At 39.3% G+C, this 16,887-nt stretch carries 11 protein-coding genes; all 11 read right to left on the bottom strand.

All coding sequences use genetic code 11. The features are described from left to right. Positions 1-2 precede the first annotated feature (2 nt). On the bottom strand, positions 3-2,321 hold the full coding sequence (gene lon, locus BK581_RS18910) for an endopeptidase La (protein ID WP_078579632.1): 2,319 nt from the start codon (positions 2,319-2,321) through the stop codon (positions 3-5). 226 nt (positions 2,322-2,547) lie between these two features. Continuing rightward, a complete protein-coding gene (gene lonB / locus BK581_RS18905; RefSeq protein WP_078579631.1) occupies positions 2,548-4,233 on the bottom strand; it encodes an ATP-dependent protease LonB in 1,686 nt (561 codons plus the stop codon). 487 nt (positions 4,234-4,720) lie between these two features. After that, on the bottom strand, positions 4,721-5,992 hold the full coding sequence (clpX, locus tag BK581_RS18900; RefSeq protein ID WP_078579630.1) for an ATP-dependent protease ATP-binding subunit ClpX: 1,272 nt from the start codon (positions 5,990-5,992) through the stop codon (positions 4,721-4,723). Positions 5,993-6,415: 423 nt separating this feature from the next. Then, a complete protein-coding gene (gene tig, locus BK581_RS18895; RefSeq protein WP_078579629.1) occupies positions 6,416-7,705 on the bottom strand; it encodes a trigger factor in 1,290 nt (429 codons plus the stop codon). A gap of 422 nt (positions 7,706-8,127) precedes the next feature. After that, positions 8,128-9,186, bottom strand: a complete 1,059-nt coding sequence (locus BK581_RS18890) for a tetratricopeptide repeat protein (RefSeq protein ID WP_078579628.1) — start codon at positions 9,184-9,186, stop codon at positions 8,128-8,130. A 448-nt stretch (positions 9,187-9,634) separates the two neighbouring features. Next, entirely contained in the window at positions 9,635-11,635 is a 2,001-nt protein-coding gene (gene tkt, locus BK581_RS18885; RefSeq protein ID WP_078580036.1) for a transketolase, read from the bottom strand. 53 nt (positions 11,636-11,688) lie between these two features. Then, positions 11,689-12,867, bottom strand: a complete 1,179-nt coding sequence (locus tag BK581_RS18880; RefSeq protein ID WP_078579627.1) for a sn-glycerol-1-phosphate dehydrogenase — start codon at positions 12,865-12,867, stop codon at positions 11,689-11,691. Between the two features lie 47 nt (positions 12,868-12,914). Then, the gene (gene rpe / locus BK581_RS18875; RefSeq protein ID WP_078579626.1) at positions 12,915-13,589 is read right to left on the bottom strand and encodes a ribulose-phosphate 3-epimerase; all 675 of its coding nucleotides are present in this window, start codon (positions 13,587-13,589) and stop codon (positions 12,915-12,917) included. 276 nt (positions 13,590-13,865) lie between these two features. Beyond that, complete coding sequence (gene rpiB / locus BK581_RS18865) at positions 13,866-14,303, bottom strand: ribose 5-phosphate isomerase B (protein WP_078579624.1); 438 nt, start codon at positions 14,301-14,303, stop codon at positions 13,866-13,868. Positions 14,304-14,336: 33 nt separating this feature from the next. After that, the gene (locus BK581_RS18860) at positions 14,337-15,368 is read right to left on the bottom strand and encodes a zinc-binding dehydrogenase (RefSeq protein ID WP_078580034.1); all 1,032 of its coding nucleotides are present in this window, start codon (positions 15,366-15,368) and stop codon (positions 14,337-14,339) included. 209 nt (positions 15,369-15,577) lie between these two features. Beyond that, positions 15,578-16,840, bottom strand: coding sequence for a PTS galactitol transporter subunit IIC (locus tag BK581_RS18855; RefSeq protein WP_078579623.1), 1,263 nt, complete (start codon positions 16,838-16,840; stop codon positions 15,578-15,580). Positions 16,841-16,887 lie beyond the last annotated feature (47 nt).

Raw genomic sequence — 16,887 nt, 5'->3', positions numbered from 1 at the left:
CTTTACTCCTCTTTCAATGCGCGTTTGAGAACGTCGTCTAGATGGGAAACGGGAATAAAGATGAGGTCCTTCCTGACACTTTCAGGTATGTCCTCCAAATCTTTCTCATTATCTTTCGGCATAATAATGTCCGTTAACCCCGCTCGATGTGCACTCATTGCTTTTTCCTTTAAGCCACCGATAGGTAGTACGCGCCCTCTTAAAGTTATTTCTCCAGTCATTCCTACTTCTCTTCGGACAGGGCGATTCGTTAAAGCTGAGATTAAAGCTGTAGCCATTGTGATACCAGCGGATGGGCCATCTTTTGGTACTGCCCCCTCTGGAACGTGAATATGGATATCATTTTTTTCATTAAACGCCGGATCAATGGATAATTCTTCAGATTTAGAACGGATGTAGCTGAAGGCGGCTTGAGCGGACTCTTTCATCACATCTCCAAGCTTTCCAGTGAGCGTTAATTTTCCCTTTCCTTTAGCCACAGACACTTCAATTGTTAAAGTGTCTCCGCCCGCCACCGTATAAGCTAAACCTGTAGCTGCACCGATTTGGTCCTCAGATTCTGCTTTACCGTAGCGAAACTTCGGTTGACCTAACATGGTTTCAATTGTTTTCTCAGTCACGACAACTTTTTTCCGTTCATCAGAGACAATCATTTTGGCAGCTTTTCTGCAGATCGTAGCCATCTGACGCTCAAGATTACGGACACCCGCCTCACGCGTATAAAAACGAATTACTTTTAAAATAGCGTCATCCCGCACTTGGATCTTCCCTTTGGAAAGACCGTGTTCTTTCACTTGTTTTGGCAACAAATACTCCTTTGCGATCTGGCTTTTCTCTACTTCTGTATAACCTGGAATATGAATAACTTCCATTCTATCCTTCAAGGGAGCAGGGATGGCACCAATGTTATTTGCCGTTGTGACAAACATGACTTTCGAAAGGTCATATGGTTCCTCTATAAAGTGATCGCTAAACGTACTATTTTGTTCTGGATCAAGTACCTCTAACAATGCAGCGGATGGATCTCCTCTAAAATCATTTGCCATTTTATCTACTTCATCCAGTAAAAATACAGGATTCACCGTACCTGCTTTTTTCATCCCCTGAATGATTCGTCCAGGCATAGAGCCTACATAAGTTCGACGATGACCACGAATTTCCGCTTCATCTCGAACACCCCCAAGTGAGATACGGACGAACTTTCTGTCCAATGATCTTGAAATAGAGCGGGCTAACGATGTTTTCCCTACCCCCGGAGGACCTGCCAAACATAAAATAGGCCCTTTTAATTCCTGTGTTAACTGTTGGACTGCTAAATATTCCAAAACACGTTCTTTTACTTTCTCTAATCCGTAGTGGTCTTCATCTAACACCTTTTCCGAACGGTGAATGTCTAACAAATCTTCCGTTTCTTGCGTCCAGGGGATTTGAACAAGCCATTCGATATAATTACGAATCACAGAGCTTTCTGCTGAACTTGCCGGCATTTTTTCGTACCGTTTTAATTCTTTCATCGCTTTTTCTTCTACTGATTCAGGCATATGAGCACTTGTTATTTTTTCTGTTAGCTCTTCTATCTCGCTCTCTTTACCTTCTCGATCACCAAGCTCTTTTTGAATAGCTTTCATTTGTTCTCGTAGATAGTATTCCTTTTGAGTTTTTTCCATGGATTTTTTTACACGTTGACCAATCTTTTTTTCCAGGCCAAGCACTTCTTTTTCATTACTTAAAATATCTAAAATCTGACTTAAACGCTCTTCTACTGACATCGTTTCTAATATTTCTTGCTTTTGTACCATTTTTAATGGCAAGTGAGATGCAATAATATCAGCTAATCTCCCTGGTTCTATGATATCTGACACAGAAGCAAATGTTTCCTGAGAGATTTTTTTCGACATCTGAATATACTGTTCAAACTGTTCCAAGACGTTACGCATTAATGCTTGTTCCTCAACCGTCGCTTCTTGTCGTTCCTCCACAAGCGTCACTTCAACTTCTGAAAAGTCTTCAAGTTCATTATAGCGTTCAATCATACCACGCTGAATACCTTCCACAAGGACTCTAATCGTCCCATTAGGCAGCTTAAGCATTTGATTAACTTTCGCTAACGTTCCCACGTTATAAATGTCGTTTTTATTCGGTTCATCAGTTGAAATTTCCTTCTGAGTAGTTAGGAAAATTTCATGATCTTCCACCATTGCTTTTTCAAGGGCTTGAACAGACTTTTTCCGCCCTACGTCTAAATGCAATACCATCGTAGGGTAAACAAGTAATCCCCTTAGTGGTAGTAATGGGAGTTTTCTCATTCCTTTTTCAGTCATATGTAAATACACCTCCATAAATCTCATGTCATTTCTACACATGAGGCTTTTAACTGATAATGAGGATTGTAAAGCTTGTTATTCTTTACAATCCACATACTGGTTGTAAAAATGGCTCGTTTACTTAACCTGTTTCAATCATTTGCCTGTCACTTCCTTGAGACAAAAACGACGTCATCCCATCGGATCACGTCTTAGGGCTTCCCTACATGAGTCTTGTTCAATTTTATCCTATTGAGCCTTCTTTGTCTAACAATGAAAACGAGTTAAGAAGTGTGTCTTGTATTTCTTCCCTATTTATTTCTGTTACCTTTAATGCTTTATCAAAAACTTCTTTTAAGTTCTCTACTGGAAAAACCGTTATACCTTCAACGTCCTGTAAGACCATTTGGTTATTCTCTTTAGGGATGATAACTTCTGACACACCAGCATATTTTGCCGCCTCCACTTTTGTTACGACTCCCCCAACAGGTTTTACATCGCCATATATACTAATTTCTCCTGTCATTGCGATGTGATGAGAAACGGGAATACGGTGTATGGCTGAATAAATTGCAGTGGCGATCGCTATTCCTGCTGAAGGACCATCAACAGGAACACCTCCCGGAAAATTCACATGCAAATCATACTGATCCGTTTTAATTCCCATATGTTTTAGTACAGTGACAACATTTTCTACTGAGCTTCTCGCCATACTTTTTCGTTTGACACTTCTCATTTGGTTTCCCGTGCTTTCTTCGTCCGCAATACCTGTTACAATGAGGCCTCCACCAGCTGCTCGTTTTAAAGCTGTCACTTCCACCTCTAAAAGCATTCCTGCACCAGGACCGCTCACTGCTAAACCATTTACAGCTCCGATTTTATCGATAGAGGAGATTCTCTTTTCCATTCTCGGTGACATTTGTCCAGCATGAATAACCCACTCTAAATCAACAATTCTCACGTTTTGTCTTCCTTCATTAATTGCCATGGCGGCAGCTAGCTGAATCATATTGACAGCTTCTCTACCATTAGTTGCATAGCTTGCCACTTGATCATAAACTGCGGATTCTACATCCATCCCAAGTTTGTCTACTGATTTTGCAGCTACTTTTCTTACCTCCTCTTGAGTCAGACCCCTAAAGAAGACTTCAACACACCTGGACCGTATCGCTGGCGGTATCTCTTCAGGGTGTCTTGTAGTAGCTGCTATTAGCCTAAAATCTGCAGGCAATCCCTTTTTAAAAATGTCGTGAATATGTTCAGGGATCTGGGGATTTTCTTCATGGTAGTAGGCACTTTCTAAAAATACTCTTCGTTCTTCCAATACTTTTAACAGCTTGTTAATTTGTATCGAATGCAACTCGCCAATTTCATCGATAAAAAGAATGCCTCCATGTGCTTTTGTCACAGCCCCCTGTTTTGGTTGCGGAATCCCGGCCTGCCCCATTGCACCAGCGCCTTGATAAATCGGATCATGTACTGACCCAATTAATGGATCAGCAATGCCTCTTTCATCAAATCTAGCCGTAGCGCCATCCAATTCTACAAAGACTGAATCAAATCGAAAAGGAGAATTTGGATTTGCCTTTGCTTCTTCGAGTACGAGCCTAGCAGCCGCTGTTTTCCCTACACCAGGTGGGCCATAAATAATGACATGTTGAGGATTGGGCCCACAAATAGCTGCTTGTAATGACCTAATTCCATGAGACTGTCCTACAACATCAGCAAAATTTTTTGGTCTTACTCTTTCTGACAATGGCTCTGTTAATTTTATTTTTCTCATTCGTCTAAGTTGATCCATTTCCTTTTGAGATTCTTTATCTACAGAACGGCGTTGCGTATGCTGACTTTTAAGTAAGTTCCAAAAGTACAGACCTATCACAACTCCGAAAAAAAGTTGTATTAGCACCATCATACCGGTAATTGTCATTATATCCTCCTCCTGACCTTGACTGCCTTAACAAAGGTGTTTATTAAGTTTGTTAAATACTCCTTCCTTATCCTAAATTTCAGCTATGCGACGACAAATAAGTCTTTTACGGTCCTCTTATGTTCGCTTTGCTTTTTGATCTGTATGTATAGTCTTACCGAAGACTTAACACTTAATCTTGATTTCTGAAGCAGGCAGAAATTAGCATTACATAAACACATTTGAACGTGATATATCGGAGGAGGATACAAAGTAAAGCTTCAATCAATGGGGATTTTACTGCCCCTTAAGAATTGGATAAAGTGAACCTTCAATCAATAGGCGTTTTCGCTCTTCTCCCATTGATAGTTGAATTAACCAGGACATTACTTTCGTTAGCTCACGCCTAAATAGATTTAGCTATTCACTTTATGTTAACCGGGAGTTTTTATGGACGCTTATCTGTGATAAATTAAAAACCGTCTCCAAATTGGAGACGGTAAAGTCTTTATGCACTTTCTTTTGGCTCTTTTTGTTCTTTAATTTCTTCGCCATTTTCAGCTAGAAGCGTCGGTCGCTTTAAATCCCTAACTGTTTCATCAGTAATGATACATTTAGCAATATCTTCACGAGAAGGCAGCTCATACATGACATCTAACATCATGGTTTCAATAATTGACCGTAATCCACGCGCCCCTGTCTTACGTTCAATAGCTTGATTTGCCACTTCACGCAATGCCTCTTCAGAAAATTCTAACTCCACCTCATCTAGCTCGAGGAGTTTTTTGTATTGTTTAACGAGCGCATTTTTTGGCTCTGTTAAAATTTCTACTAAAGCGGCCTCATCCAGATGTTCAAGACTTGCAATGACTGGAAGACGACCGATAAATTCAGGAATTAAGCCATAACGTAACAAATCTTCAGGGAGAATTTTAGATAAGTATTGATCTTCCTTTAAATCAGACTCATTTGTATCAGAACCAAAGCCTATCACTTTCTTCCCTAATCTCCGTTTAATAATTTGGTCAATTCCATCAAAGGCACCGCCACAAATAAACAAGACATTCGTCGTGTCAATTTGAATAAATTCTTGGTGTGGGTGCTTACGGCCCCCTTGAGGTGGTACACTAGCAGTAGTACCTTCTAAAATTTTCAATAGGGCTTGTTGTACCCCTTCACCAGATACATCTCTTGTAATAGATGGATTCTCTGACTTACGAGCCACTTTGTCAATCTCATCAATGTAGATAATGCCTCTTTCAGCTTTTTCTACATCATAGTCTGCAGCCTGAATAAGCTTTAACAGTATATTTTCTACGTCTTCACCAACATAACCCGCTTCAGTGAGAGAAGTAGCATCTGCTATTGCGAAAGGGACATTTAAAATGCGTGCCAAGGTTTGTGCTAATAGGGTTTTACCACTACCTGTGGGCCCGATCAGACAGATATTACTCTTAGCTAACTCAACTTCATCGTTCTTAGAAGCGGAATTTACTCGTTTATAGTGATTATACACCGCCACTGATAACGTTTTCTTCGCTTGGTCTTGACCGATAACATAGTCATTTAGAATATCACGAATTTCCTGAGGCTTAGGAATATCCTCCATTTCCACTTCTTCTTCAGAACCTAACTCTTCTTCCACGATTTCAGTACATAATTCAATACATTCATCGCATATATACACGCCTGGGCCGGCTACTAATTTTCTCACTTGGTCCTGTGTTTTACCACAAAAAGAACATTTTAATTGTCCTTTTTCTTCATTGAATTTAAACATCCTATTCACCCCTTACATTAAGATTAAACGTTCAGGCATGTTCAAAAGCCCTTTAGATATTTGTATGTTTACATTGTACGTCTGAATATCTTTTTTTAGTCATTCAGGTATTATTTGCATCGTTTCCTGTTCATTCATCCTTTCTCCTGAATTGTACCATAATTATCTGACAGATGATAAGTAAAGCGCTTTTCCTACCTCTGATTATAGTTATGTTCGATTTAGAATAAATGAAACAGTTTTTAATTGTCAATAAAAATGTATATGCCTAAGTTATGTACAAAACAAGGCACGATTCTCCGTCGCGCCTTGCCACTACCTTTCCACACTTGCTTCGGAAAATATAGGAAATTATAACGCAATAAGTGAATATTCCCCAATTAAATCTTTACGAAACAGATGGTTATGTGATTAACGATTAACTTATTTTTTTCTGTTTTCTACTAAAAAGTCTATGGCTTTACGTACTTTTAAATCACCTTTTAACGTCTCAACGCCACCTTGCATATCAAGGATTTGACGAATTTCATCCGCTGAGCGTTTATACATATCAGCCATTTTTTCAATTTCTGCATCTACATCTTCGTCACTTGCCTCTAACTTTTCAGCTTCCGCAATAGCTTCTAATGTTAAATTTACACGTACTCTTTTTTCAGCATCATCTTGGAATTGGGCTTTCATGCCTTCTTCATCTGTTTGGGCAAACTGATAATACATATCCATAGACATACCTTGTGATTGTAAACGTTGACCAAATTCATCCATCATCCGCTTCACTTCAGTTTCCACCATCGCTTCTGGAAGATCAATGTCGCTGTTTTCACTTGCTTTTTCAACCAGAGTGTCTTTCATTTTAGCGTCAGCTTCTTGTTGTTTTGTTTCTTCAAGGTTTTTACGGACATCTTCTTTTAGAGCAGCAAATGACTCATGTTCTTCATTAACATCTTTTGCAAACTCATCGTCGAGCTCAGGTAAGTCTTTACGTTTAATGTCATGAATCTTCACTTTAAACTTAGCTGGCTTTCCTGCAAGGGCTTCAGAATGGTAGTCTTGAGGAAATGTCACATTTACCTCTGCTTCTTCGCCTGTTTTCAAACCAATCATCTCATCTTCAAAGCCTGGAATAAATTGACCAGAACCGATTTCAAGGGAATAATTTTCTGACTTTCCGCCTTCAAATGGTTCATCATCCACAAATCCTTCAAAGTCAAAAACGACGGTATCGCCTTTTTCGATTTGGCCATCTTCAACTGCCACAAGATCTGCATGTTTTTCTTGAAGATTAGAGATTTCAGCGTCTACATCTTCATCAGTGACACTCGTATCTTCCACTTCTACTTCAAGCCCTTTATAATCACCAAGTTTAACTTCCGGTTTCACAGTGACTGTAGCAGTGAATACTAATGGCTTTCCTTTAGCCATATCTTCAATATCAATATCTGGTTGATCTACAGGCTCAATGCCAGTTTCTTCGACTGCTTCTGAGTACGCTTGTGGTAATAGTACGTCTAATGCATCTTGATAAAGAGACTCCACACCAAAGCGCTGTTCAAAAAGAGGACGTGGTACACGACCTTTACGAAAGCCTGGTACGTTCACTTGTTTAACAACTTTTTTAAAGGCTTGGTCCAATGCATCGTTTACACGGTCGCTACTTACTTCAACCGTAAGGACACCTGAGTTACCTTCTTTTTTTTCCCATTTTGCTGACATATATACTTTCCCTCCAACATAAAAAAAGATCATTTTTATCGCTACTGTTTTGCAACCCTTATATTATAACACAAGGCATATGCATTTCAATGATTTATAAAACGAACCGTCAATCAATGAGTATTTTCGTTTTTCCCCCATTGATTTGGTAGTGTGAATCAGGATATTCACCTCTGGTACCTCTCGCCTAAATAGATTATCTTTCCTCTCCATTTTGTGGCTGGCGTTTTACAAATAGTTATCTGTAATTAAATTGACGGTTTAAGCTGAAGTTTATTAGTTATTCAAAACTCTATTCTGTCACGCTAGTTTAATCTCACGTGTATACTTCCCGTTTTATGGTATTGCTGAATCCTGCTAATTATTTAATTATGTACAATTTAAAGTAAGTTAAGTTCTGATTAGATTATGTATTCAAAAGCCTAATTCTCATTATGGTCCATTGAAAAAAGTAATGTTTCAATTTGTTTCAAGTGATCAACAGCTTTTTTTACGTCCTCTTCTTCAACCTGATATAATGTCAAGATTCCCTCAATATGAGTGTCCTCTTCCAAAAGGTTCCTTCCCATATGATGCAATGCACAGGCCCATATATTAATATCAAGTGGTTCTGGTGATTCCGGAAAAAGGGCAAATAAATAATGCCACCATACTTGTTGGACCATTTCAAACAGTGATGGATTTTTTTGGGCGAGTGTCATTTCTAACTTTGATATGACAGACTTTCCAAATTTTTCATGAAACACATCCTCTAGGTCTTCAATAGTCACAATAAAGTCTTTACCAAACTTATGTACATCGAATGTTCCCTGACTGTTCATTTCCTTGAGTGTTTGGAGTAAATAGCTTTTTAACACTGGGTTATTGTCTCTTCCTTTAAGGAAAGACCTGTATGCTTTTTCTACTTTTAAAGAATCGTGTTGGCTCAGTTGTTGTATTGCTCCCCATTGCTGGTCAAGGTTCCCCTTCTCAAGTATTTGAATCAGTTCTTCCGTTGTGGGAACGAGCTCCAATGAGTCATCACCCCCGTTTTCTGCCTCCACTTCAACACTCTCATAGCCTTCAGTCATCTGACGGGAGAATTCCAGTAAATGATAAAATGATTCTGCCATTTTAGCAGGTAATTTATCTTCCGCAATCACCACCTCTAATAACTTTACCACTTCTTGATAATCCCCTAATTGGACTAACAAAGACACATACACTTGAAGGACATCGTAATAGTCCCCAATTCCTTCATGCAACATTGATTCACAGTGAATTCTAGCCTCTGCCAGCCTGTTTAATTCAATGTTTGTAATGACGAGCCCATAACGGGCTTGGGGGTGCTCTGGCTCTAGTTCTATCGATTGCTTAAAATAGGTTAAAGCATCGTAATATTTTTTTTCCTTTAACGAGATCATTCCTTTATCTACAAGTCTCGGCACCAGTCCAGGAAAAAGAATAACATTATCATCGTGACCGTTTGCCTGCTTCCCCATATCAGCTAACCACCTTTACAGTTGGATATTCTTTTCATTTAGTTTATCAATTAAGAAATAGAAAAACAAATGGAATTAATGACTAAAGTACCAATTCACGTCCAAAAGTTTGCTATTTATCACGGCTGTAAAATAGTAACCCTCTTACAAGTAAGCTTTAAATGACACAACTAGCTGACCTTTATCATACTCAATACCGTTTATTTCTTATAGGTATGTATTGTTATTCCCTTTCTTGCATGATGAAGTCGTTTTTCACGATGTTAGTTTATAACTTGACCCTCCATGTCCAAAATAGACCCATCTTCACAAATTACGAACTTCTTAAATTAAAATGACAGAGAGCCGAAAAATATTTTTCGACTCTCTAAACCGGCAACTTTACCTAACGTTATTCCCACTATTGGAAACTGCCAAACATCTATCCAAAGGTGGTAGCCATATCCCTTTATCTTTTCATTAGTTGCTTAAATCGTGTTACAACATTTTTAACTGTAAAGCCAAATTCCTTCATTAAATGATCTCCAGGAGCTGAGGCTCCAAATCTATCAATTCCCAGTGCCTCACCACATTGGCCAATATAGCGTTCCCACCCAAAGGTCGAAGCCATTTCAATACTTAAGCGTTTTGTTACTTTTTTCGGTAATACGGTTTCTTTATATGCATTTGATTGCTTTTCAAATCGATCCCAGCTCGGCATACTTACGACAGACACAAAAACGCCCTCCTCAGCAAGTTTTTCTTGAGCACCTATAGCCAGCGCTACTTCGGATCCGCTGGCAAGGAGTAAGCCTTCAACTTTCCCTGCGGCCTTGGAAATTATATAAGCACCTTTTCGAACGCCTTCATAAGCATGCTTATCTGTTCCTGTTAGAGTTGGTACACCTTGGCGTGTTAGTACAAGTGCAGTCGGTTGCTTTGATTCCAATGTCACCTTCCATGCAGCGGCTACTTCGTTTCCATCCGCTGGCCGGATCACTGATAAATTTGGCACCATTCTTAAAGCCGGTAATTGCTCAATCGGTTCATGGGTCGGTCCATCTTCGCCAACAGCAATGCTGTCATGTGTGAAAATATAGGTAACAGGTAGCTTCATTAAAGATGATAACCTTAGAGCAGGGCGTAAATAATCTGAGAACACGAAAAACGTCGAAGCATAAGGTGTCACGCCTCCATGGAGAGCCATACCATTAACAGCCGCTGCCATAGCAAACTCTCTTACACCAAACCAGATATTTCTACCTAAGTAATTCCGCGCACTGAAATTACCTTCACCTTTCAAGTTTGTTTTATTCGATGAAGCTAAATCTGCCGCACCCCCAATTAAGCTTGGAACATTTTTCGCTAAAGTATTCAATACTTCTCCACTAGTTACTCTTGTTGCCAGTTTTTCACCTGCGGCATAAACTGGCATCTCTTCATCCCAATTAGATGGCAATTCTCCACGAATAGCCATTTCAAGTTGTTTGGCGATATCAGGATAAATTCTCTTGTAGTCATTAAACATTTGCACCCATACTTCTTCTTGCTTCGCTCCTTTTCTAGCTAATTCTGCATAATGTTGCTTTACTTCCTCTGGAATATAAAAATCTTCTTCGAGTGGCCACTCATACGCAGACTTTGTTAATTTCACCTCAGATTCACCAAGTGGTGCACCATGAGACGCAGATTTCCCACCCTTGTTAGGTGATCCAAAACCAATCACTGTCTTGACTTCAATAAGGGTCGGTTGATCTTTTTTTTTCGCAGCTTCAAGCGAACTAGAAATTTCCTCCAAATTATTTCCATCTTCAACACGTAGCACTTGCCAGCCATATGCTTTAAAACGGTTCAACACATTTTCAGAAAAAGAATGATGAAGATCGCCATCTAATGAAATATCATTTGAATCATATAGAACAATTAATTTGCCAAGTTTTAAGTGGCCTGCAAGGGAAGCTGCTTCAGCAGAAATGCCTTCCATTAAATCTCCATCGCCACAAATACTGTACGTAAAATGATCCACAATTTGAAAATGGTCCCTATTATATGTGGCTGCTAAATGTGCTTCTGCCATCGCCATACCAACAGCCATAGCTAATCCCTGACCAAGTGGCCCTGTGGTTGCTTCAACTCCTACGGTATGTCCAAACTCTGGATGACCAGGTGTACGACTTCCCCATTGGCGAAATGACTTGAGATCTTCAATAGTCACATCATAGCCATGTAAATGAAGTAAACTGTATAATAAAGCGGATCCATGTCCTGCTGATAATATAAAACGATCACGATTAAACCAATTAGGATTTGCTGGATTATGAGTCATGTGGGTAGAAAATAGTTTGTAAGCCATCGGAGCTGCTCCCATAGGCATACCTGGATGTCCTGATTGTGCTTTTTCAATGCTGTCAATTGATAATGTTCTAATAGTTTTAATTGCCAATGAATCAATCGATGTTTTTGTTGACATCTTCTGATCAACCTCTTTCCTTAAAATAGCTAGCATTAACTCTCTTGACTCTATTAAACATACATTTCCCTCACCACATGAGAAACAGCCTTTTCTAATAAACCATGTTCAGCAGCAAATGATAAAATCGTATATCTATCCCTCGTGTATCGCGCTTTTAGAAGTGCCTCTTCTAGTAGCGGTTTTTCAATTTTATAGTCGAGTGGATTTTTTGATAGCCCTATTCCTTCAAGCCAGGCCTCAACCTCTCTTACAGATGGCACTTGGTCACGTAGCACATCACTTAAATTTAAAGAAGCAAATGCTGAAGTGTCTAGAACGTACTGATAAAAATGAGTGGCACAAAGTGTGCCTAAAGCTACTGCCATCCCGTGATATACAGGTGCTTTTCCAGCTTTAATAAAAGCGGATTCAAAGTAATGTGCAAGCAAATGTTCGGTCCCCGAAGCAGGTCGTGAATTTCCTACTAAAGAAATAGCTAGTCCAGATAAAACTAAAGCTTCCATTAAAGAGTGAATGCCATCTAACTGGCTGTGAGTGATAGCACTCACATTGCGAATGCATAAGTCCGTGGAACTCTTCACGAGTGAGGCGGCATAGTGACAATAATATTCATCGTTAAGCATATATGACAGTAGCCAATCGCTTATGGCGATTTTTTTGCCTATGATATCGCCAAAACCTGCTTGAACCAAGTCTTGAGGAGCTTCAGCAATGATCGACACATCTCCAGCAATGGCAAAGGCATTTTTCCCCTTATAAGTCGTCTTTCTTCCATTATAGATAAGTGATGAAACACTGGATGCATAGCCATCCATTGAAGGAGCTGATGGCACCGATATAAAAGGACGATTAGTAATGGTAGCGGCATAGCGGACAAGGTCAGTTATTGTACCTGATCCAACTGCAACGAGTCCATTTGTATCAACTGGAAGGTTCATGAGAAGCTGCCCCAGTGCTTTTTCATCAGGTTTCACTTTTGTATTATCAAATAAAAAGTGACTAATTTTAAATCCACCTTTTGCGAATTTAGCTGTAACAGCTTCTCCCATAACCGACCATATAGTGGCATCACTTACAATGGAAAGTTTTTCCCCCTTTAAATAGTCAATACACAGTTGATCTAAAGGGGAAAGATGATCGTTTAGCGCAATGTGTTCAATAGAAATAGTGTGTTTTCTTCCGCACGAGCATGTAAAAGGCTTATTTAATAGTTGAGAAAATGACGTCATTCTGCTTCCACCTTCCTCGCATGTAAAGGATTTGAAAAATTTTCAATCTATACGACTATTCCCATTCTTTTTTTAAAATCACAGATCGTTGATTTTATATCTTCATGACTATATATAGCTGTCCCAGCCACAATAATATTCGCACCAGCATTTGTGATCCCTTTCACATTATCATGTGTAATTCCTCCATCAACTTCTATATCAATCTCCCTCCCGCTTTTAATTATTTCCTCCCTCAATCGACCGATTTTCTCTAACACAGAAGGAATAAATTGTTGCCCCCCAAACCCTGGGTTTACACTCATGAGTAATACCATATCTAACTCTGGTAATATGCCATCAAGAACGTATAAAGGCGTAGCTGGATTTAACACCACTCCCGCCTTCACTCCTGAAGCTTTAATTGTTTGAATTGTTCTGTATAAATGTGGACATACCTCTGCATGACATGTGATCATATCTGCGCCTGCCTCTATAAACTGTGGGATATGATTTTCAGGATTTTCTACCATGAGATGCACATCAAAAAGTAGCGAGGTTAACGGTCTTAATGAAGCTACAAAGGCAGGACCAAATGTAATATCAGGTACAAAATGCCCATCCATTACATCGAAATGAACCATATGAGCCCCACCTGCCTCAGTCTCCTCAAGCGTTTTCTTTATCAACGAAAAATCGGTATTTAATATAGACGGAGCCAATTTGAGTGTTTGATCAGTCATAAAGATCGTACCTCATTCACACTACTTTGCTCGTTATCATTCAGTGGTGCTTTTCTTTTTTTAAATCTTTTGAACACTAGATTTCCAATGACTATACCAATGACAAACGTATGAATAATCAACTGATGTTCATTGTACAAGTTGCTCAAAAATCTCCCATGTGGACCCAATGAAAAATCGAGCATAGTTTCTACCATCTCATCACCCCGTTTTAGATTTAGCTTATAACTAGTTATTTCCTTGGAAATAACTACTGATGGCTTTTACAACACATTGTTACGCTTCATATCTCTTAATAAAATCAATTCTGCGCTCATGTTTTCCTGCTTTAAAGACTGTCTGTAACCATGTTTGAACGATCATTTCTGCTAGCCCTTGTCCAATGACTCTTTCACCTAAGCAAAGAATATTTGAATCATTATGTGCTCTTGTTGCTTCAGCTGAGAACACATCATGAACGACTGCTGCCCGGATACCTGGCACTTTATTTGCGATGATAGACATTCCAATACCCGTTCCACAAATTAGAATCCCTTTTGCATCCTCACTTAAAGCGACTTTTTCAGCCACATTTTTGCCTATAGGACCGTAGTCAGTTGATCGAGTTGAATGCGTTCCCATATCTTCAAAGCTTAGTTGGAGATCGTCTAACACCTGTGTAATTGCTCCCTTCAAACGAAATCCACCGTGGTCACTTCCAATATAAATCTTCATAGATCATAAGCCTCTCTTTCAAAATGATTGCCCTTAATCAAATGATTGAAAGATAACTTTGATGGCTTCACCACTTTTAATGACAGAGTATGCTTTATCCCATTCATTGATATTAAACGTGTGAGTTATCAAAGCTTTTGCATTTATCCTTTGATTGTTCATGAGTTGTAAAGAAGGTTCCCAGTCAGAGCTCTTCTGACTTCTGGCGCCTCTTACAACTAATTCTTTTTGAATAATTTTTGAGAAATCTATCGTTATTTCATCATTCGGGTAAATACCTTCTTGTACATATCTTCCTTTTTTCTTCAATAATTCAAGACCTAATTTACTAGCTGGCACAGCGCCACTACATTCTATAACAACATCTGCTCCATAACCGTCAGTTAGAGAGTCTACTAATTTTTTTACATCTTCATGTTGAATATCAATAGCATAGTCAATCCCTAATTCATTTGCTTTTTCCAAACGGACGTGGTCCTGTGTTAAACCTGTGATGATGACCGTCGCCCCTGCGTCTTTAGCGAGCTGAGCAGTTAATAACCCAATTGGCCCTGGTCCAAGAACCACAACTAATTCTCCAGGCTTAATATGTGCTTTTTTAACAGCATGGTAACAACAAGCTAAAGGTTCAGTAAATGCTCCTGACAGATAGTCGACATTTTTTGGGAGCTTGTGGACACTTTCTTGCCGAGCTAATACATATTTAGCAAACGCTCCATTTTGTTGTGTACCGATACCTCTACGATGTTGACATAGATTATAGTCTTTTGTTTTACAATACTGACATTCTCCACAAATATAGAAAGTTGTTTCAGAGGTAACACGATCTCCCGGTTTGAATGCCGTCACACCTTCTCCAACGCTAATCACTTCACCAGAAAATTCATGACCTAGTGTGACTGGTGCTTTCACCTTATAATGGCCTTCATACGTATGAATGTCTGAACCACACACACCAGCATACTTTACAAGGATTTTCACTTCTCCTTCCCTCGGTTCTGGTTCTTCAACGTCAATTAACTCTAATTTTCCAAATCCTAGCTCTTTTTTAACTAAGGCTTTCATCATTCTAACCCTCCCAAAATGTCATAACAAAACGCCACATTTCTGACAAATTCTTTTTGCTATAGTAACTTGAAAATGCCAGTGTCCTTATGTGAAAATAGAGGGACAGTCTCTTTATTTACGGGCTGTGAGGCGAGTAAGAAAGATTTTGAACTGCTTGGCGGTAGTTTCTTTCTTACTCGTTTTTTGTCCCTCTCTTGTTGTAATCTCTAGTTAAATAACTCGAAAAATCTCCAAATAAGCCAGTTGATCAAGTTACCTCCCTGATCGATACTAGAGATAAGATTTGTATCTTGAGGGATACTAAAGGATCCATCAATTGCCATTTGTGTATGAACAGCCGCAATGTCTGTAGCCATAAATAGTGATAAACCGATTAAAATACTACCTGCTATCACCGAATGGATAATATTCCCTTTAGCTCCCCCTACAATAAATGCGACAATAAACGGAATAGTTGCTAAGTCACCGAATGGCAACACATTGTTACCGGGAAGTATAACAGCCATTCCTACCGTAATCGGTACTAGAATTAAAGCTGTAGAAATTACTGAAGGATGACCGATGGCGACCGCCGCATCTAATCCGATATAAATATCTTCGTTCCCAAAACGTTTTTTTAAAAATTCACGGGCGGATTCTGATACTGGTGTAAGCCCTTCCATTAAAATTTTAACCATCCGCGGCATGAGTACCATCACCCCTGCCATTGCCATACCAATTTGTATCACTTCACCTGTGGGAAAACCTGCGAGAAAGCCTAAAGCAATACCAAGAACAAGCCCCATAAAAATTGGTTCCCCCATCACACCAAATCTGTTGGAAATCGTGTCAGAGTCTGCATTCAATCTTTTTAAACCAGGAATTTTACCGATAGCCTTTACAAGTGGTATACCTAATGGCGCATAAGAAACAGTACTTCCTGTAGCGATGGAGATTCCTGGTAGTTCAAAATAATCTCGAAGCATTGGTGCAGTCCAGTCAGCAATTTTTAAACATGCTATTTGGAACAAAACAGCTGCAATGAGGCCTTGTATCATACTGCCAGAGATGGTATAAACGATCGCACCGGTAAATGTAAAATGCCAAAAGTTCCAGATATCAACGTTCATTGTTTTCGTCGTTTTAGTGACAAGCATGATAACATTTACGAAAATACCTATAGGAATAATAAGTGCTGCTATTGGTGATGACCACGACATAGCAGCAGCCCCTGGCCAACCGACATCAATAACATTTAATTCGATACCAAATCTTTCGACCATACCGTTAGCTGCTGGACCTAAGTTGTTAACTAGTAAATCAACGACAAGTAAAATGCCAACGAATGCCACACCAATCGTTAAACCTGAACGAAATGCCCTACTTGCTTTTTGCCGAAAAGCGATACCAATAAGAAAGATGGCAACAGGTAGAATAACAGTCGGTCCTAAAGCGAGAAAGGCTTGTAAAGCTTCAACCATTTGATCCATTGTAAAGCCTCCTTATTAATTGCTTAATGTCTTAGAATCTCTTACTT

This window comes from Salipaludibacillus agaradhaerens (assembly GCF_002019735.1).
Lineage (GTDB): Bacteria > Bacillota > Bacilli > Bacillales > Salisediminibacteriaceae > Salipaludibacillus > Salipaludibacillus agaradhaerens.
The sequence above is the reverse complement of the archived record's forward strand: the minus strand, read 5'-3'. Positions and strand labels throughout refer to the sequence as shown.